Origin of the sequence: Mesorhizobium qingshengii (assembly GCF_900103325.1) — a bacterium.
Lineage (GTDB): Bacteria > Pseudomonadota > Alphaproteobacteria > Rhizobiales > Rhizobiaceae > Mesorhizobium > Mesorhizobium qingshengii.
In genome coordinates this window covers 49,933-64,460 of record NZ_FMXM01000006.1, presented here as the reverse complement: position 1 = coordinate 64,460, position 14,528 = coordinate 49,933, and the positions used below count along the sequence as shown (strand labels likewise).

General features: G+C 63.1%; 13 protein-coding genes. 8 read left to right on the top strand and 5 right to left on the bottom strand.

Annotated elements, in window-relative coordinates; genetic code table 11:
• The first annotated feature begins 2 nt into the window (after positions 1-2).
• Together BLS48_RS11460 and BLS48_RS11455 are read left to right on the top strand one after the other, a co-directional pair.
• Complete coding sequence (locus tag BLS48_RS11460) at positions 3-1,103, top strand: branched-chain amino acid ABC transporter permease (RefSeq protein ID WP_244529563.1); 1,101 nt, start codon at positions 3-5, stop codon at positions 1,101-1,103.
• A 35-nt stretch (positions 1,104-1,138) separates the two neighbouring features.
• A complete protein-coding gene (locus tag BLS48_RS11455) occupies positions 1,139-2,533 on the top strand; it encodes a glutamine synthetase family protein (RefSeq protein WP_091578041.1) in 1,395 nt (464 codons plus the stop codon).
• Positions 2,534-2,602: 69 nt separating this feature from the next.
• On the opposite strand, the gene BLS48_RS11450 is transcribed toward BLS48_RS11455, so the two are convergent.
• The 5 genes from BLS48_RS11450 to BLS48_RS11430 form a co-directional block, all read right to left on the bottom strand.
• Positions 2,603-2,950, bottom strand: a complete 348-nt coding sequence (locus BLS48_RS11450; RefSeq protein WP_091577705.1) for a hypothetical protein — start codon at positions 2,948-2,950, stop codon at positions 2,603-2,605.
• A 123-nt stretch (positions 2,951-3,073) separates the two neighbouring features.
• Entirely contained in the window at positions 3,074-3,874 is an 801-nt protein-coding gene (locus BLS48_RS11445; protein WP_091577704.1) for an endonuclease/exonuclease/phosphatase family protein, read from the bottom strand.
• Between the two features lie 129 nt (positions 3,875-4,003).
• Positions 4,004-5,467 carry a phospholipase D-like domain-containing protein gene (locus BLS48_RS11440; RefSeq protein ID WP_091577702.1) on the bottom strand — a complete coding sequence of 488 codons (1,464 nt, stop codon included), beginning with the start codon at positions 5,465-5,467 and terminating at the stop codon, positions 4,004-4,006.
• Between the two features lie 199 nt (positions 5,468-5,666).
• Positions 5,667-7,214 carry a GMC family oxidoreductase gene (locus BLS48_RS11435; RefSeq protein WP_167365044.1) on the bottom strand — a complete coding sequence of 516 codons (1,548 nt, stop codon included), beginning with the start codon at positions 7,212-7,214 and terminating at the stop codon, positions 5,667-5,669.
• Positions 7,215-7,260: 46 nt separating this feature from the next.
• The gene (locus BLS48_RS11430; protein WP_091577701.1) at positions 7,261-7,938 is read right to left on the bottom strand and encodes a FadR/GntR family transcriptional regulator; all 678 of its coding nucleotides are present in this window, start codon (positions 7,936-7,938) and stop codon (positions 7,261-7,263) included.
• Between the two features lie 200 nt (positions 7,939-8,138).
• Between BLS48_RS11430 and BLS48_RS11425 the strand changes: the two genes are divergently transcribed.
• From BLS48_RS11425 to fhmpcd1, 6 genes are all read left to right on the top strand, one after another.
• Complete coding sequence (locus BLS48_RS11425) at positions 8,139-9,767, top strand: GMC family oxidoreductase (protein WP_091577699.1); 1,629 nt, start codon at positions 8,139-8,141, stop codon at positions 9,765-9,767.
• Between the two features lie 290 nt (positions 9,768-10,057).
• Positions 10,058-11,209, top strand: a complete 1,152-nt coding sequence (locus BLS48_RS11420) for a cupin domain-containing protein (protein ID WP_091577698.1) — start codon at positions 10,058-10,060, stop codon at positions 11,207-11,209.
• 79 nt (positions 11,210-11,288) lie between these two features.
• On the top strand, positions 11,289-12,422 hold the full coding sequence (locus BLS48_RS11415; RefSeq protein ID WP_167365043.1) for an LVIVD repeat-containing protein: 1,134 nt from the start codon (positions 11,289-11,291) through the stop codon (positions 12,420-12,422).
• A gap of 9 nt (positions 12,423-12,431) precedes the next feature.
• A complete protein-coding gene (locus tag BLS48_RS11410) occupies positions 12,432-12,839 on the top strand; it encodes a RidA family protein (protein WP_091577694.1) in 408 nt (135 codons plus the stop codon).
• Between the two features lie 25 nt (positions 12,840-12,864).
• Positions 12,865-13,485, top strand: coding sequence for a glutathione S-transferase family protein (locus BLS48_RS11405; protein ID WP_091577693.1), 621 nt, complete (start codon positions 12,865-12,867; stop codon positions 13,483-13,485).
• A complete protein-coding gene (fhmpcd1, locus tag BLS48_RS11400; protein WP_091578038.1) occupies positions 13,485-14,414 on the top strand; it encodes a 5-formyl-3-hydroxy-2-methylpyridine 4-carboxylate 5-dehydrogenase in 930 nt (309 codons plus the stop codon). The genes BLS48_RS11405 and fhmpcd1 overlap by 1 nt, the downstream gene beginning before the upstream one ends.
• The last annotated feature ends 114 nt before the right edge of the window (positions 14,415-14,528 follow it).

Here is a 14,528-nt window from a genome sequence, read left to right as displayed (position 1 = left end):
GGGTGGCGAGATTTGAGGTGTCGCAGGCAATCGAAAATACAGCGCCTCCTGCCGCCGCTGTCGCGCAACCCGGCGGTGCGCTGACGCGGTCGCTGATCGGCGGGCTGGTGACGTCGCTGCCGGTGCTGATGGTCGGGTTGCTGATCCTGAATTTCGCGCCGACCTATTACACCTACCTGGCGCTCGGTGCTTTCGTGAACCTGATCGTCGTCGTCGGCCTGCAAGTGTTCATGGGCAACAGCAACATCGCCAATCTCGGCCATAGCGCCTTTGTCGGCCTCGGCGCCTATGGCGTCGCCATCCTTTCCACACCGCTGGCGATGAAGAAGCTGTCGATCCCCAATGCACCTTTCGGCTTCGCGACGCTGCAGCTCGATCCGGTATCGTCGGCGCTCATCGCGCTTGTCGTGGTCGGCATCCTTGCCGCCGTCAGCGGCAAGGTCATCAGCCGCCTGTCGGGCGTCGCTGCGACCATCGTCAGCCTGGCGCTGCTGATCATCGTCCATTCGGTGTTTCTCAACTGGACCGACCTGTTCAAGGGCAACCAGGCCTTCTTCGGCATTCCAAAGGTGGTTGGCCTGCCGTGGATGATGGTGTTCTCGGTGGTGGTGATCGTGCTGGCGCGACTGTTCAAGGACAGCCGCTGGGGCCTGCAGCTGAGGGCCAGCGCCCAGAGCCCGCAGGCCGCCGCCGCACTTGGCATCGACGCCCGGCGCCTGCGGCTGATGTCATGGGTGCTGTCGGCGCTGATCTGCGGCCTGGCTGGTGTGCTCTACGCCTATTTCGCCGGCACGATCAGCCCCAAGCTGTTCTACTTCCAGATGATTTTCAACACGCTGGCGATGCTGATCCTGGGCGGCATGGCGACGGTGACAGGTGCTGTGACCGGCGTCATCGTGCTTTCGGTCGGGCTCGAATTCATCCGCAGCATCGAATCGGGCGTGACGATCGCCGGCATCCAGCTGCCGCAACTGCTCGGACTGTCGGGTGTGGCGCTCGGCGTCGTCATCGTGCTTTGCATGGCCTTCCGGCCAAGCGGCATCAGCGGCCGATACGAGCTCGACGAACTCTTGTCGCGACTTTTCAGGCGCAGCGCGAAATAGCGCAGCCCTTAGGTTTTCCTGGTGGAGGTTTGAACGTGGAATTTGAGGACAGGGCCGCGGAATACGCGCCGAAGCTCGAGGCGTTGCAGCGCGAGCTGGCATCGGGCGGGGTCGAGTTTATCGAGGTGCATACGGTCGACACATCAGGAGCGTTCCGCTCCAAGATCGCGCCGCTGAAACTTTCGACCTACGGCGAATCGATCAACGCCATCCTCTATTGCGTCACCCATGGCGACGGCCAGCCGATGGGCGATGTCGCCTTCGCATCGCCGAGTGCCAATGAGGAAAACGGCTTTCCCAACATCAAGGGGATCATTGATCCGGCGACCGTCGTCCGGCACGGCTGGAAGCCGAAATTCGCCTCCGCAATCACGCGCTCCTACATGCTCGACGGCGCGGTCTGCCCTTTCGATCCGCGCGGCGTGCTGGCTCGCGTCGAGGAACGCGCCAGGGCGCTCGGCTACGAGCCGATGTTCGCGCTCGAATACGAGTTCGGCATCTTCCACGCCGACCACGACCTGATGCGCGCCGGGCGCTACCGCGAGCTGAAGCCGTGGGGGCATTCGCTGATCAACTATGATCTGGTGCGCAGCGGCGAGTACCAGGATTTCGCCGCCGAGTTCATCACCCGCATGAAAAGCATCGGCATCGGCGTCGCCTCGCTGGTTACCGAATATGGCTATGGCATGTATGAATACGCGCTGACGCCGAAGAGTGCGCTGCAGGCGGCCGACGACGCCATGCGCGCCAAGCTGCACCTGCGCGAGCTTTGCGCCGAGCGCGGCCTGGTCGCCACCTTCATGACGCGCTTCCAGCCGCCGGGCAAGGAAAGCGCCTGCGGCGCGCATCACCACGTCAGCCTGTGGCGCGACGGCAAGCCGGCCTTCGCCGCCGGCCCGAACCGGCTGACGCCGGTCGCCGAGAAATTCCTCGCCGGCGTACTGAACCGGATGCAGGAAACGCATCTCCTGTTCCGGCCGACGGTCAACTCCTACCGCCGTTTCGACCGTGGCGCCTGGTCGCCGGAAGACGTCGCCTGGGGTTTCGAGAACCGCACCGCGCCGATCCGCGCCATCACCACGCCGAACGACGGCGCCTGCCGGCTGGAGCATCGCGCGCCGGGAGCCGACATCAATCCGTACCTGTCCATAGCGGCGATCCTGGCGGCGGGCTGCGAGGGTATCGAGAAGGACCTGCCGCTCGAAGCGCCAGTGACATCGAACCTCGCCAATCTCGACAAGCCGAAACTGCCGCGCACGCTGAACGCCTCGATCGACGCCTTCGCCGCATCAGATTTCTGCGCCGATGCCTTCGGCCAGACCTTCCGCGACAATTACGCCGAGAGCCGGCGTGCCGAGCAGGCGGCGTTCGACGCCTGGCAGGCGTCGCACATCACCGACTTCGAGTGGCAGCGCTATTTCGTCAGCTGATTGCGGCTTGAGACACAAGACGAAACCGGCCTGCTTTTCGCCGGCCGGTTTCGCTGGAGCCAGATCAGATCAGCCGCAGACGCGGACCTCTTCGATCACCCTGTGATGGTGGCGCCAATGCTTTATCAGCTCGATATGGCAGCGGTGATGCCGGTGATGGCGACGGTACTGGCCGTCATTGTAGCCGCCATATTGCACCTCGCTGTTCTGATCGTTGCCATACTGGCTGTCCTGGTTGTCATAGATCCGCCGGTCGTGATGGCGGCGGATGACGATCTGGCCGTTGTCGGACTGGTCGTCGGGTAAATACTGGTTGTTGTCGTCGGACTGGATAATCACGCTTGCGGCTTGCGTTGGCGCAATGACGGCGGCTGTTGCGGCCAATGCCACCATGGAAGCCAGGAATAACTTTTTCATGTCTCGTCCTCTCGCGGTTTCAGCTACATCAACTCGCGGAAGGACTTAGCGTTCCAATAGCGATCCATAAGCTTTTCAGGGCGGTGGGCGTCAAGCTCGTCATCAACGGCTGGGGCCATGGCCCTACAAGCGAACAAAGGCTGTCAGCGGCAGGTGATCCGAGGCAACCCGCGAAAGCGGCGTGTCGTGCGCTTCCACGGCCGAGATCATCCCGTGCCGGTTGGCCATGATGCGGTCGAGCGCCAGCAATGGCAGGTTCGACGGGAAAGTGGGTACCGCCGGCGGCAGCGGTCCGAAGGTCACATGCAGCGTCTTCAGTGACGAGCGATTGCCAAGCCGCCATTCGTTCAGATCGCCGAGCAGCAGCGTTGGCGTCTCGTCGGGGCTGTTCATGATATCCAGCACGACCTGGGCCTGCTGCGATCGCGACCGGCGCAGCAATCCGAGATGGGCCGCGATGACCCGCAAGGTCCGGTTTCCGTCAAGATCGATTTCCGCCACCACGGCGCCGCGCGGTTCCAGTCCCGGAAGCCTGATCTGATGCACGTCGCGAACGACGCCCTTCTTGAACAGCAGGACATTGCCGTGCCAGCCGTGCCCTTTGCCATTGGCCGCGATCGGCACCGGCACCAGACCGGTTTCCAGTTCGAGACGGGACAGGTCGAGAAGCCCGACGCGGTCGCCAAAGCGGTTGTCCGCTTCCTGCAGTGCAATGACATCCGGGTCGATTTCGCGGATGACGCGGCTGGTCCGCTCGGGATCGAACTTCCTGTCGATGCCGACGCATTTGTGGACATTGTAGGAGGCAACCAGCGTTCCGGTCGTGCCCGTTCTCTTGGGCGCGCTGGCATTTGCCTTCTGCATCCGCCTGTCGCGGATGGAAAGAAGCATGTTTGCCGGCAGGCTGCGTCCAGTTCTCTGCATGTCAGTGCTGCTCGTCCTTGCTGGCTTCAATTCAGAACCTGGATACAGTTCAGAACCTGGATACAGTCAAAATAGAATCCGTCGGCGTATGTTCAATGACAGGCGGGCTCCCGAAACAAGCCAATCTGCCTAGAGATAGGGTGAGCCGAGCCACAATACCCGGTCAAACAGTCGAATGAGAAACGGCCGGGCCCGCAGGGAGTCGAGCGTGACCGGCACGGCGGAGGCGATTGCCGAGCCGATCCGGGTCTCGATCTCGCCGGCAAAGCCGGTATCGAGGATCTCGAGGTCGATCTCGAAATTCAGCCGCAGTGACCGGGCGTCAAGATTGGAAGAGCCGACATAGGCCCACACGCCGTCGATCGAAAGCAGCTTCGAATGGTCGAAGGGCCCCTCCTTGCGCCAGACGCGGCAGTAATGCTTGAGGACCTGATCGAACTGCGCGGTCATCGCGCGATCGACCAGGAAGAGGTTGTTCACCGCCGGCACCACGATGTCGATCTCGACGCCTCGCCTCGCCGCGGTCGTCAAGGCGCTGATCAGCTCGCGGTCCGGCAGGAAATAGGGCGACATCAGGCGGATCGACTTGCGGGCGATGGAGAATGCGCCGATCAGCAGCTTGTGGTTGGTCTCGATGCTGGCGTCCGGACCGGACGCCACCGCCCGCACCAGCATCGGCAGGCCGGGGGCCGGCGACAGCGGGGCAATCCGCCAGGCATCGCCCTTCAGCGCCTCGTTGGCGGCGAAGCGCCAGTCCTCGGCGGCGACCGAGAAGAGATCGGCGACAACCGGGCCGGTGACCCGAAAATGGGTGTCCCTGGCGCTACTGGAGCCGGCGAACTCGGCAGAGAAGCCCTTGCGGATGTTCATGCCGCCGGTAAAGGCAACCGTGCCGTCGACGACGAGGATTTTCCGGTGAGTCCTCAGATTGGCGTAGGGCAGGCGCAGGCCCATGACGATGTTGCCGTTGAAGACATCGGCGGTGATGTTGGAATCGCGCAGATGCCCCAGGATGCTTGGCACGGAGTAGCGGGCGCCGACGGCATCGATCAGCACCCGGACGGTGACGCCGCGCTGGACGGCGCCGGCGAGTGCTTCGACGAAGAGCAGACCGACGGCGTCATTGTCGAAAATATAGGTCTCGAGCAGGATGCTGCGTTCGGCTCCATCGATCGCCGCTCGCATGGCGGCATAGGCCTCGTCGCCCGTCTCCAGCACCGTGATTACATTTCCCGGCTTGAGCGCGCGCCGCGCCACCCTGTCGCCCAGAGTTCTCAAGCCGGTGAATCGTGGCCCGTATCGCTCGATGATCAGGGCCTCTTCAGCGGCGATGTCGCGGTCTTGCTTGGCGGATGCCGCATCGTCGGCCAGCGGGCGCTGCGCGCTGATCGAGGCGCGACGAATGCGGTTTATGCCGGCCACGGCATAGATCAGCACGCCAAGGATCGGCGACAGCACCATCACGCCGACCCAGCCGGTGGCCGCGCGGACATCCTCCTTCGTCATCACGGCGTGGATAATGCCGACGGTCGCCATCACCACAGAGATGATCGCGAGGATTTGCGGCCAGTGAGTCGCCAGGGTCTGCAACATTGCCGGGACTATCCAGCGAGCGATCGCAGAACGCAATGCGGTCGATCATGCCCAGCACGCTTGCCGCCGGCCTTGTTGGCGTCTTGGGTCTGAATCGATGGCGGAGGATTTGATGAGATCCGTCAGGCGGCGATGAAATACCCGGTGCAGAGCCACATACCGAGCAACTTCTCGGAATGGGTCGGCGCGGAATCGGGGATCACGATGCCGACGCGGTAACCGGTGACGCCGCCGCCCAGGTTTCCGCGATCGCGACGATCGCGGCGTTGATCGGTCCGCTCGGGATCGTCGGCATCACCGAGGCGTCGACGACAAAGATGTTGTCGAAGTCGTTCAGCCGCAAGTCGGGGGCGACGACAGCGTCGGCATCCTTGCCCATCCGGCACGTGCCGGCGGGATGATGATGCGTGGAGGCTGCCTTGGCGATGAAAGCGTCGAGATCGTCGTCCGATTGCACGGATGATCCTGGCAGAACCTCCACATCGCGCCATTCGTCCAGTTCCGCATGATGGCCGACCATGCGCGCGGTCTTCAAGGCCATCCGGAAAACCGTGCGATCGTGTTCGGTTTCGAGATAGTGCGGGTCGATGACTGGCGCATCGTTGCGGCCCGGCCCGCCCGGTGCGATGCGCCCACGGCTCGTCGGATGGGTGACGCCGCACAGGATCGTGAAGGCGGAGCCATAGGGCGGTGCACTCAAGCCATTCGCGGCTGAGGGAGCGACGACGCAGCCGAGTACGATGTCGGGACTTCCCGCGGAATGTGTCGGGTCGCCGCTGTGCAGGTACATCAGCGATTCGGAGTGCTGGAGGCGGGACGGCGGCACCGGCTTTTTCGCGGCGTAGACATTGCCGAGCGCCAGCAGATGGTCCTGCAGGTTGCGGCCGACATCGCGCCGGTCGGCAAGGCAGCGGATTCCCGCCTGCTTCAGCGTGTCTGGATCGCCGATGCCCGACCGCATGAGGACAAGCGGTGAGGACACCGCGCCGGCGCAAAGAACGATCCTGTCGGCGGAGACCGTCATGGGATCTCCATTGCAGACGACAGCCACACCGGTGGCCCGATGGCCATCCAGCACCAGATGCTCGACCTCGTGGGCCGTGAGCAAGGAGAGGTTCGGTCGCGCCATGATTTCCGGCGGCAGGTAGGCGTCGGCGACGCTCTGGCGCTTGCCGTCGCGTATGTTGAGTGAATTGGGGCTGGTGCCGACCAGTTCGCCGCTGTTGTGGTCGGTCAGGGTGGGGACCCCCATGGCTCGCCCTGCGGCGATGTAGGCACGCACGACCGGACTGACCTCGGCGTCCGGCAGGTACACGTCCAGCGGTCCGTTCCGGCCGCGCGCCGGCGCGTCGAAGGCCGTGAAGGCTTCGCTGCGGACAAAGCCCGGCAACAGCCCTCGATAAGACCAACGTTCGCCGCCGGCTTGCGCCCAGGGTTCGAAATCATCGGGATGGCCACGCACATAGGCCATGGCATGCAGGCAGCTCGAACCGCCGACGATTTTTCCGCGCGGCCATTCATGGACGCGGTTCGCGGTAAACGGTTGCGGCACCGTCCGGTAGGCCCAGTCGTAGGCGCGGCCTTGCAGCATCGTCCATTTCAGAGGGTCGGCGATATCTGGATCGGATGGCATGACGCCGGCCTCGATGAGGCCAACCTGGCACGAACTGTCCTCGCTCAGCCGGCTAGCCACCACCGCCCCGGCGGATCCCGCGCCGATGACCAGCACATCGAAATGACGCGTCAATTTGGAAGTCCCCGCGAGCAGGCTGGTTGGCTAGAACGCGCAACGATCATGCGGCAAAAGCGCCGGCATTCGACCGTTCCGTGATCTGTCTTTGCACGGACAGCAAATGCGCGCGCATGGCGGCTTCCGCCGCTTCGGGATCGCGCTGCGAGATCGCCTCGGCAATCAGACGATGTTCGCCATCGCGCTCGGCGATCCGCTTGGGGCAGGTGGGCGCGGCGGTACGTGCGATCTTCACCCGCGCATCGACCCCGACCTGACGCAGCATCTTGTAGAATTCCGCGGCGAGATGGTTGCGGGCAGCGGCGACGATGGCGAGATGAAAGGCGAAGTCGACCGCGCCCGAGGGGGCGTTCTCCGGCGTGGTAGCGGCGTCCATGATGCGCGCCGTCTCGAAGGAGGAAGCGCGCAGCGATGCAAGCCGGGCGAGGCCGGGCTCCATGAGCAGGCGCAATTCCAGAACCTCGATCGGGTTGGTTACCCTGACCAACTCCTCCCCATATCTCGGCAGGGCGGTCGGCGCCCGCCTGGCGCGCGCCGGCTTGAGGTCGCCTGAATGGCGCAGCACTTCAAGCGCCTTGCGAAGCTGATGGCGCTTAACGCTCAGATGTTCCGCAAGATCGCGCTCGGACGGAAGTTTGCCGCCGCCTTGTTGCAACTGGCGGACCGCGGCAATGATGTCGTCGAGATCCGATGGTTCGACCTGCAGCTCGAATGCGCTCAAAACCAAATCTCCTGTCCGATCGGCAGGTGCCGACTCAACGTCCGGTTATCATATTGTGACACGAAACCTGATGGAAACGGCACTCAACCAACTCAACCAATGTACATCTGCATGCGATGGTTGACAACACCAGTTGCGCGATGGTTGACTGACTTCGTTGACGGCTGCCATCGTGGCTGTCCTTCTCCCGAGGATCACGCATGCCGGCTGGCGAAACCTTTGACTACGTCATTGTCGGCGCGGGTTCGGCCGGCTGCGTGCTGGCAAACCGGCTGAGCGAGGACCCCGCGATTTCCGTGCTGCTGCTGGAGGCAGGGGAATGGGACCGCGATCCGATGATCCACATCCCGCTCGGCTGGGGCAAGATCCTGACCGAGCGCCGTCACGACTGGATGTATTTCTGCGAGCCCGAGGCCAATGTCGGCGGGCGCAAGGTCGAGTGCGCGCGCGGCAAGGTCATCGGCGGCTCTTCCTCCACCAATGCCATGGCTTACGTGCGCGGCAATCGCGGCGATTACGATCGCTGGGCGGCAAGCGGACTGACCGATTGGTCGTTCGACAAGGTGCTGCCCTACTTCAAGAAGCAGGAGCGCTGGGAAAAAGGTGAAAGCCGGTATCGCGGCGGCAGCGGGCCGCTGAGCACCCAGTTCTGCCGCTACAAGGATGAACTGATCGATGCTTTCGCCACGGCCAGCCGGGATGCCGGATATCCGCAGACCGATGACTACAACGGCGCCATTCAGGAGGGGTTCGGCCGCCTGCAGATGACAATTGCCAACGGCCGCCGCTGCTCGACCGCGTCCGCCTATCTGCGTCCAGCCATGCGCCGCGGCAACGTCAAGGTGCTGACCGGCGCGATGGCGACGAGGGTTCTCTTGAGGGACGGGCGCGCGACGGGCATCGCCTACATCAGGGGTGGCGCGACACACGAGGTTCTGGCGCGACGTGAGGTCCTGCTTGCCGGTGGCGTCATCAATACGCCGCAGCTCATGATGCTGTCGGGGATCGGTGACAGCGCCGAACTTGCGGCACATGGCATCGAGACCAAGGTCGATCGCCGGCAGGTCGGCAAGAACCTGCAGGACCATGTTTCGGTCATCCTGATGTATCGGCGCAAGCAGCCGGGACCGTTTCTCAAGATGATGCGGGCCGACCGCATCGGCCTCGATTTCGTCAAGACCTATCTCACCGGAAAGGGCTTTTCGGGAGATGTGCCTGGCGGGGTCGTGGCGTTCCTGAAAAGCGATGCAACCCGGCCGTTGCCGGATGTCCAGCTGCTTTTCACCGCGGCACCTCTTGCCGCGTGGCCCTATATGTCGCCGTTCAAGGCACCCTTCGCCGATGGCTTCGCGACACGCATCGTCGCCGTGCAGCCGGAGAGCCGCGGCAGCGTCAATCTGGCGTCGAGCGATCCGCTCGCCGCTCCGCTGATCCATCAGAACTTCCTGTCTTCGCAGCGCGACTGGCAGTCGCTTCGCGCCGGCTTTCGTGTCGCGCGCAACCTTGCCAGCCAGCCGTCCATGGCTCCGTTCGTTGGCGCGGAATTCTTCCCCGGTCCGAAATGCGAGAGCGACGACGAAATCGACGAGCATATCCGCAAGACATCGATCACCGTGCATCATCCGGCCGGCACCTGCCGCATGGGCGTCGATGCGGATTCGGTGGTCGATCCGGAATTGCGCGTGCGCGGCGTTGCCGGACTTCGTGCCGTGGACGCTTCCGTGATGCCGGATCTCGTCTGCGGCAACATCAATGCGGCGGTCATCATGATCGCCGAAAAGGCCGCGGATCTGATCCGCAGCCGCGCTCAACAGAGCGTAGCGGCCTGACAATGGCGGCTGGAATGCAACCAAAATCTTTTGGTTGAGATTAAAATCTGCATTGGTTGAGCTGCCATGTGATCGTGCATGGCCGTAGCGGGGTGGTCGCAACTCGCATCCATTAGCCCATTTTGTGCGCTCTTTGGCCATTTTCTGCCTATTTTCGGGCATTTGCTTCTGGAAAACGCACCTCAACCAAAAACTTTAAAATTTCGCAATTTGGGGATTGTCGAGCAAAACCAATGCGAATATGGTTGAGTTGGTTAGAAGCATTTTCTTCGCGATGAGAGGTGTCCGATATGTCCCTGGCGCAACCAGCTAACGATGGGCTCACCAACAAGAAGGCGGCCCTCAAGGGCCTCTATGACGCCCTCTACGAAAAGAACATGTTCCCATTCTGGGCGACGTCGGAAGGCGTCGACCATGACGAGATCAAACAGCTGATGGCGACGTCGAAGGCCATTCCCTTCGTTTGGTCCTATTCGGACATCGAGCCGCTGCTACAGCGCGCCGCCGAACTGGTGACCATGGACGACAGCGAGCGCCGTTCGCTGATCCTGGTCAATCCTGGCCTGGCGCCCAAGCGTGCATCGGTCAGCACCATGTACACCGCCTACCGCCTGAATGATCCGGACGAGATCATGCCGCCGCACAAGCATTCGCCGAGCGCCATCCGCTTCGGCCTGACCGGCAAGGGCAACTTCACCGGCGTCGAAGGCGAGGACGTGGTCTTCGGCCCAGGCGACATGGTGCTGACGCCCAACGACGCCTGGCACAATCATGGCACCGTCGGCGGTGAGCAGGCGGTCAACCTGTCGGTGCTCGACCTGCCGCTGGTCGAGACGCTGCACGCCGTCCATTTCGACCACAAATACACCGAGATGGTCGATGGCAAGGAAGTCGAGAAGAAGGTGCAGACCGCGCGCTATCCGAACGACTACTCACAGCGCATCTATGGCGAGGGTGGCCTGATGCCGCGCTTCGTCGACCATAAGCGCGGCGGCGGCCTGTCGTCGCCGATGTATGTCTATCGCTGGGAGAAGATGGAAGCGGTCCTCGACGCCCACAAGGATTGGGATGGCGACCCCCATGAGGGCATCGTCGTAGACTACATCGATCCGACCACCGGCGGACCGGTCTTCCGCACCATCAATTTCTACGTTCAGATGCTGCGTCCAGGTGAGAAGACGCTGCCGCAGCGGGAGACCGCCAGCCTGCTTTTGGCGCCGTTCCGCGGCAGCGGCCATTCGATCATCGACGGCAAGCGTTACGACTGGAACCAGTTCGACACCCTCGCCATACCGGGTGGCTCGTGGGTCGAGCACGTCAATGGCTCCGCGACGGAGCCGGTGATCTTCTTCGGCGCGACCGACGCGCCGACCCAGAAGGCGCTGCTCCTCTACAAGCGCTGGGGCCGCAACCAGGCCGGCGATCTGCTTCGCCTCGCCTGATCCCGGTCCTCCGGCAAGCAATGTCGCGCCGCCAATGGCGGCGCGGACATCGAAAAAGACGTTTCAGCAGCAAGGGCGTATGCATTTGGTTTCGGCGTTCAACACCAAGCAGATCGGCCATGTCGACTGCCCAGGCGGCGGCCAGGTCTGGGTCGACGGCAACATCCTCTATATCGGCCACATGCGGCCGCCGAGCGGCACGACGCTGGTCGACATTTCCGACCCGCGCAATCCGCGCAAGATAACGACGATCGATGTCCCGCCCGGCTGGCACTCGCACAAGGTACGCGCCAAGGACGGGCTGATGATCATCAACCACGAGCGCTTCGGCAGCGAAGGCCCGGCCGACTTCGGCGGCGGACTGGCACTTTACGACACCACCAAGCCAGCACAGCCCAAGCTCATCTCGAAATGGATAACCGGCGGCAAAGGCGTCCACCGCTACGATTTCGACGGCCGTTATGCCTACATCTCGCCGACCGCCGACGGCTATGTCGGCAATATCGTGATGATCCTCGACCTGATCGATCCCACGAAGCCGGTCGAGGTCGGACGCTGGTGGATTCCCGGCCAGTGGACCGGCGGTGGCGAAGAATACCCCTGGCATGACTATGTCACGCCGCGTTGCCACCATCCGCTGCGCATGGGCGACCGGCTCTATGTCAGCTACTGGCATCACGGCCTGTTCATCCTCGACATTTCGGACATCACGAAGCCGAAGCTGGTCTCGCACGTCAATTCGAGCCCGAGCTTCCCGCATCCCACGCACACCTGCCTGCCCATCCCGCAGTTGCTCAAGGGTCGTAACATCATGGTGGTGGCGGACGAGGATGTCGCCAAACTCCGACCCTCGGCGCCGGCCTTTACCTGGATCTACGATATCACCGACGAGACGAACCCCCTGCCGATCTCGACCTTCCAGGTGCCGGGCCTCGACACGGACGGCGCACCACAACCGCCGATGACGGGATGCCATCAGCCTTCCGAACGGTTCAAGGGCACGGTCATTCCGTTTGCATGGTTCGCGCAGGGGCTGCGGCTCGTCGACATCGCCGACCCGTTCGCGCCAAAGGAAGTCGGCCATTTCATGCCCGACGCGCCGGAAGGTGCGGAGCGGTCCTCGTCCAACGACGTGACCATCGACGACCGCGGCATCGTCTATCTGATCGACCGCATCCGTGGCGTCGACATCATCGAAACCAGTGTTCTCTAGGAGCAGGCATTGAGCGACAGCACGCGAAAATCCGCCAGCCACTACGCCATCGGCAAGAAGAATCCGAACCTGCCGTTTCATCCGGCGGTGCGTGCCGGCGACTTCATCTTCGTCTCCGGCCAGGTGCCGAAGGACGAGAACAACAACATGATCAGCGGCACGATCGAGGAAGAGACGCTGGCCACGCTGAAGACCATCGCGCGCGTCATCGCGCATGAAGGCGCGACGCTGTCGGATGTCGTGCGGATCACAACCTATCTCGAGGATACGCGCGATTTCGGCCGCTACAACAAGGCGTTCCTCGAAGGGATCGGCGACGCGGTGCTGGCGCGCACGACCGTCGAGGCCAAGGCGGTCATCAACACCAAGATCGAAATGGACGCCATCGTCTACAAGCCGCTGCCGGCCGGCAAGTAGCCCTGGACACAATCGAGGAGACGACATGTACAAGCTCTTAGGCCGCCAGACATCAGGCAACGTTCAAAAGGTGCTCTTCATGCTCGAGGAGCTTGGCGCCGCGTACACGCGCGAGGATTACGGCCGCCAGTTCGAGAATACGCAGACGGCGGAATACAAGGCGCTCAACCCAACCTCGAAGGTCCCGACGCTGGTCGACGGCGACACCGTGATCTGGGAATCCAACACCATCCTGCGCTATCTCGCGGCATCCGGCGGCGAACACTTGAATGGCGCCACGCCGGCGGAAAAGACCGAAGTCGAGCGCTGGATGGACTTCCTGCTGGCTGCCGTCAATCCCGGCTATCTGGCTGCTTTCAAAGGCGCGAAGCTTACGCCCGAGGAACAGACCGCCGAATACAAGGAACAGGTGAAGGACCTTGTGGCGCAGCTCAAGATCATCGACAGCCACCTGGCCGGCAAGGATTTCCTGGCGCTCGGCAAGCTGACCCTTGCCGACATCGCCTGCGCGCCAATCCTGAAGCGCTGCATCGACTTCAAGATAGACCGGCCGTCGATGCCCAATCTGGAGCGTTGGGTGGCCGCGATCGCCGCTCGCCCGGCCTTCAAGGCGGCAACCGCCGCGGCTCCGGCAAAGGCCGCATGATGATCAAGCGCGCCGCCCTCATCGGACTGGGTACGATGGGTCCGGGCATTGCCGCGCGGCTTTCGCGTGGCGGACTCGATGTCACGGCGTATGATGTTTCGCCGGCAGCAGTCGAGCGTGCCCGGGGCATGCTTGATCTTGCCGGCGGCGTGCTCGACCGTCTCGACATCAAATCGCCCGGAACTGGCGCCGGCAGCGTGCGTTTCGTCGAGACGATCGCCGAGGCCGTCGATGGCGCCGAGCTGGTCATCGAGAACGTGCCGGAGACTATCGACATCAAGGCGCAGACCTATCGCGACATCGATCCGCTGATCGGCCCGTCGGTCATCGTCGCGTCCGACACGTCGGGCATCCCGATCACCAAACTGCAGGCGCACATCTCGCATCCCGAGCGGATGGTGGGCATGCACTGGTCGAACCCGCCGCACATCATTCCGATGATCGAGGTGATCGGCGGCGAAAAGACCGCGCCTGAAACCGTGGCTATGATCCGTGACCTCATCCGCTCGATCGGCTTGCTGCCGGTGGTGGTGAAAAAGGATGTTCCGGGCTTCGTCGAGAACCGTGTGCTGTATGCGCTGCTGCGCGAGGCGGTCGATCTGGTCGAGCGCGGCGTCATCGAGCCGGAAGATCTCGACACCTGCGTATCCTGGGGCATCGGCTACAAGATCGCCGTCATCGGGCCCATGGCGCTGCTCGATATGGCGGGGCTGGATATCTACAAGTCCGTCTCGTCCTTCCTGAATGCCGACCTCTCCAACCGCGACGATGTCGCGCCGATGGTGCTGGAGAAGACCGGCGCGTCGAAGTTCGGCATCAAGTCGGGCGAGGGGATGTTCTCCTACACACCCGAGCAGACAAAGGCGCTGCAAGGCGAACGGGCACGCAAGCTCGTCGCGGTGCGCCGCATCCTGGAAGGCCGGGAGTAGCCAATGTCACACAGCGCGCGGAGGGCCGGCCGGTTTGGGGAGTTCCGTCGGTCGGCCGTTTGTGTGAAGGCCACCTTCGCAATCGAGACGGCGCGGGCGCGGCCGGAAACAGCG

Coding starts and splice junctions, on each gene's coding strand:
- BLS48_RS11415 (WP_167365043.1), top strand. CDS start 11,289: ATGCATTTGGTTTCGGCGTTCAACACCAAGCAGATCGGCCATGTCGAC.
- BLS48_RS11450 (WP_091577705.1), bottom strand. CDS start 2,950: ATGAAAAAGTTATTCCTGGCTTCCATGGTGGCATTGGCCGCAACAGCC.
- BLS48_RS11420 (WP_091577698.1), top strand. CDS start 10,058: ATGTCCCTGGCGCAACCAGCTAACGATGGGCTCACCAACAAGAAGGCG.
- BLS48_RS11405 (WP_091577693.1), top strand. CDS start 12,865: ATGTACAAGCTCTTAGGCCGCCAGACATCAGGCAACGTTCAAAAGGTG.
- BLS48_RS11425 (WP_091577699.1), top strand. CDS start 8,139: ATGCCGGCTGGCGAAACCTTTGACTACGTCATTGTCGGCGCGGGTTCG.
- fhmpcd1 (WP_091578038.1), top strand. CDS start 13,485: ATGATCAAGCGCGCCGCCCTCATCGGACTGGGTACGATGGGTCCGGGC.
- BLS48_RS11445 (WP_091577704.1), bottom strand. CDS start 3,874: ATGCAGAGAACTGGACGCAGCCTGCCGGCAAACATGCTTCTTTCCATC.
- BLS48_RS11440 (WP_091577702.1), bottom strand. CDS start 5,467: ATGTTGCAGACCCTGGCGACTCACTGGCCGCAAATCCTCGCGATCATC.